This window comes from Streptomyces sp. NPDC017202, assembly GCF_044331705.1.
Taxonomy (GTDB): Bacteria; Actinomycetota; Actinomycetes; order Streptomycetales; family Streptomycetaceae; genus Streptomyces.
Map to the genome: position 1 here is coordinate 1 of NZ_JBIRNP010000056.1, position 1,061 is coordinate 1,061.

1 protein-coding gene is annotated in these 1,061 nt (G+C 69.8%); it reads left to right on the forward strand.

Annotated elements, in window-relative coordinates; translation table 11 throughout:
- Positions 1–124: 124 nt before the first annotated feature.
- On the forward strand, positions 125–1,061 hold a 937-nt coding region (locus tag ACH4N1_RS34990), incomplete at its 3' end, for an IS481 family transposase (protein ID WP_398104572.1).

The following is a 1,061-nucleotide window of genomic DNA, read 5'->3' on the forward strand; positions in this document are numbered from 1 at the left end:
CTAGGTGTTCTATCCCGGGAGGTTGTGGACGGGTGAGTCAGGTCTCGGCTGAGGGATCTTGAACAGGTGAGGGCCTTCCGGTTCGGTGTGGATTGCGACGTCTACACCTGACCGAAAGGCCCTCGTGCCCCACCGTAACGCACCCCTGACCGAGACCGGACGGCTGCGCCTGGCCCGCTGCGTGGTCGAGGACAACTGGCCCCTTCGACGCGCCGCGGAACGCTTCCAGGTCTCACCCACCACGGCCCAGCGCTGGGCCGACCGCTACCGCACACACGGCGAGGCGGGCATGAGCGACCGCTCCAGCCGCCCGCGCACGAGCCCGCGGCGCACCCCGACCCGCACCGAGCGGCGCATCATCAAGGTCCGCATCCTGCGCCGGTGGGGCCCGGCCCGCATCGCGCACCTGCTGCACCTGGTGCCCTCGACCGTGCACCGCGTCCTGACCCGCTTCGGCCTGGCCCGCCTCACGCACCTGGACCGGGCAACGGGCCGCGTCATCCGCCGCTACGAACGCGCCAGGCCCGGCGAGCTGGTCCACGTGGACATCAAGAAACTCGGCAACATCCCCGACGGCGGCGGCCACAAGGTGCTGGGCCGCCAGGCCGGGCGCAAGAACCGCGCGGGCGCCGGCTACAGCTACCTGCACACCGCCGTCGACGACCATTCCCGCCTCGCCTACAGCGAGATCCACGCAGACGAGAAGAAGGAGACCGCCACCGGCTTCTGGCAGCGGGCCCACACCTTCTTCACCGAGTGCAAGATCACCATCGAACGGGTGCTGACGGACAACGGCTCCTGCTACCGCTCACGCGACTGGCGCGACGCTCTCGCGGCGGCCGGGATCGCCCACAAACGAACCCGGCCCTACCGGCCGCAGACCAACGGCAAGGTCGAACGCTTCAACCGCACCCTCCTCGACGAGTGGGCCTACGCCCGCCCCTACCGATCGGAGACCGAACGACGCGAGGCATTCCCCAGCTGGCTGCACACCTACAATCACCACCGCGGACACACCGCGCTGAAGGGCCAACCACCCGCCAGCCGCGTCCCCAACCTCA